The 2,522-nt window shown below is 51.0% G+C and carries 2 protein-coding genes; both read right to left on the bottom strand.

Annotated features, from left to right (window positions below; genetic code table 11):
* Positions 1 to 160: 160 nt before the first annotated feature.
* The gene (gene pdxA / locus Q7V48_10360) at positions 161 to 1,225 is read right to left on the bottom strand and encodes a 4-hydroxythreonine-4-phosphate dehydrogenase PdxA (protein ID MDO9211132.1); all 1,065 of its coding nucleotides are present in this window, start codon (positions 1,223 to 1,225) and stop codon (positions 161 to 163) included.
* Entirely contained in the window at positions 1,206 to 2,450 is a 1,245-nt protein-coding gene (locus Q7V48_10365; GenBank protein ID MDO9211133.1) for a four-carbon acid sugar kinase family protein, read from the bottom strand. The genes pdxA and Q7V48_10365 overlap by 20 nt, the downstream gene beginning before the upstream one ends.
* Between the last annotated feature and the right edge of the window lie 72 nt (positions 2,451 to 2,522).

Below are 2,522 nucleotides of genomic sequence, written 5' to 3' on the forward strand. Positions count from 1 at the left end.
TTGGAGAACCCCCCAATAGTGAAACGCAGATTGGAAAAAGATATGTCCCTCAGAAAACAGTATTTTTCAAGAGAAGAAAGAGAAAACAACACAATTTGAGTGGCAAAAAAGCCCTGCCACTTTGCTGTGTTATGTGTTACGGCCAATATTTAAGCATTTTTCAAAAAATATGACAAGCTTTATTTAATGCCTTTTGTTTCGCCAGCTGGATGGCCAATTTGATAGCATCAACCATCGACTGGGGGTTGGCCCGCCCTTCGCCGGCTTTCCCGAAAGCCACCCCGTGGTCTACGGAAGTGCGGATGATGGGCAAACCCATGGTTACATTCACCCCGCTCATTTTATCCCATTCCTTACCCCCGGGCTTCATGGAGAAGCCTACGAGCTTCACGGCAATATGCCCCTGATCGTGATACATGGCCACCACGGCGTCGTATTGCTTCCCTTTCATCTTGGTAAAAACCGTATCAGGCGGCACAGGCCCCTCCACATTCCATCCCTTCCCTTTGGCTTCTTCGATTGCCGGAATGATCTCTTTCTTTTCTTCATCCCCAAAAAGGCCACCTTCTCCGGAGTGGGGGTTCAGACCGGCAATCCCGATCCGGGGATTCTCGATCCCGAGTTTTTGTAAAAATTCATAAGTTAAGCGAATCACAGAGAGGACCCGGTCTTTTTTTATCCGCTCGCAGGCCTTTTGTAAGGAGGTGTGAGTGGTCACATGGGAAACCCGGAAAGCTCCGTGGGTTAAGAGCATGGCATAATTTTTGGTCCCGGTGAGATGGGCCAGCAGTTCGGTGTGGCCCGAATAATGAAATCCGGCCTTATTAATCGCCTCTTTATGAATAGGGGCGGTAACGATAGCCTTTACGCGCCCTTCCTGTGCCAGTTCTACTGCTTTCTGAATGTACTCCACCGCAGCCTTGCCGGGCATGGGATCAACCTGGCCGTGTTTAAGTTTCTTGAGGTCGATGTTCTTTAGGTCCAGCACCTGAATGGTTTCTGAGGCTTCTTGGATCTGGTCGAGGTCAGTGATAGCGTGAATTTTCATTCGACTGTTGGCAATGGCCAACGCCTGTTCCATGGTCTGGGCGTCCCCGATAACTACCGGCAAAGCTTGGCGCTGCAATTGTTTCCGTTCCAGGGCCTTCACGATGATCTCCGGGCCGATTCCCGCGGCATCGCCCATGGTGATGGCGATGAGGGGTTTAGATTTTTTGGCTTTCATGTTTTCCTCTCAGGTAATGGATGATCCGCAAAAGAGCGTCTTTTTCGCCAAACCCTCCTGCTTTGGTAACCAGGTGGAGCCCTTTAAAAGGTCCGTCCGTCAAACTACTACAGGGAATTCCCGGCAGGACTTCTTCCTGAATGGATAGGGCTGAAGCACCAAGGCGTCCGCATACTCCCATGGCCAGATCGCCCCCCGTGAGTACCAGTCCACCCAGGCGCCTTTTTTTTAAAAGGCGGGCGGCTACGATCCCCAGGACTTTTGGTATTGCCCCCTCTTTTCCTGGAATATGTTTTTGAAAAGTAGTGGTAAGTATGGCCCCGGGACTCTTGGTAAGAACTTTTCTAAGGTAGTTGGATAAGGCCGCGGACTCTGCCTCCGCCCATCGGGGGTTAAGCAAGCGCTCGAGGTTCGGTTCAAGCCAAGGTAGGCGAAAGTATTCCTGTGCCACTTTGAGCTGTTCAGCGGTCAAAGGATTACGGCTGGCGGAAAGGATTAAAAGAGGGCCAGGAAAACCCTTAGCTTTTGCTTTTGGCCCATCCGGAAGCGAGGAGACGATTTCGTCGGCCAGTCCAACTGAACCGCAGGCCAACACCCTCCCGGATAATAATTTCCAGGCCGAAGCGATTGTATGCAAATCTGCTTGTAAAACCGCATCAACAGCCAGGATCCGCTCCTGGCTTTTTTCAATTCTCTCAGCCAAGTAGGCAGGACCTTTCCTCACTTGTTTTAAGGGAATATGCCCTCCAGGCAGACCCGTCTCCTTCTGCAGCAAATTTGGAATTCTGGAAGTCCACAGAGGATGGAAAGGGTCCTTGGCGTAGGGGGTACGGAGCAATGGCACTCCATGGATCCGCAGAATTCCTTTTTCTACGGTCCGGCCAAGGACTGGAATGGTCGGGACGATGATAGCCTTGGGAATTTTTTGAGCCTCCAGGATCGCCAATACTTCCAACCCCACATTCCCCCTCATGGTGGAGTCAATTTTTTTATAGATTGACCGGGCTTTTAAGCTTCGGCAGGCTCTGTACACCCTGCGGTAAGCTAAGTCTCCAGGAAGGTTTCGGCTATCGGTGTTCAAGACCAACACCTGCCCGTTAGGTCTGGAACTTTGCCGTAGGGGGACAAAAGTGCTCAAGCCCTTTTTACGGAATTGCAGGCCCGTATCCAGGGAGCCGGTGAGATCATCCGCGATGACGGCAAATTCTAAGATGGGGGACGTCATGATTGCCCCAGATTTTTCCCTTTGACCAAACTCGGTTAGTCGGACCCAAAAAATTTAATAGGACGCAGATAA

This window comes from Deltaproteobacteria bacterium (assembly GCA_030654105.1).
Taxonomy (GTDB): domain Bacteria; phylum Desulfobacterota; class SM23-61; order SM23-61; family SM23-61; genus JAHJQK01.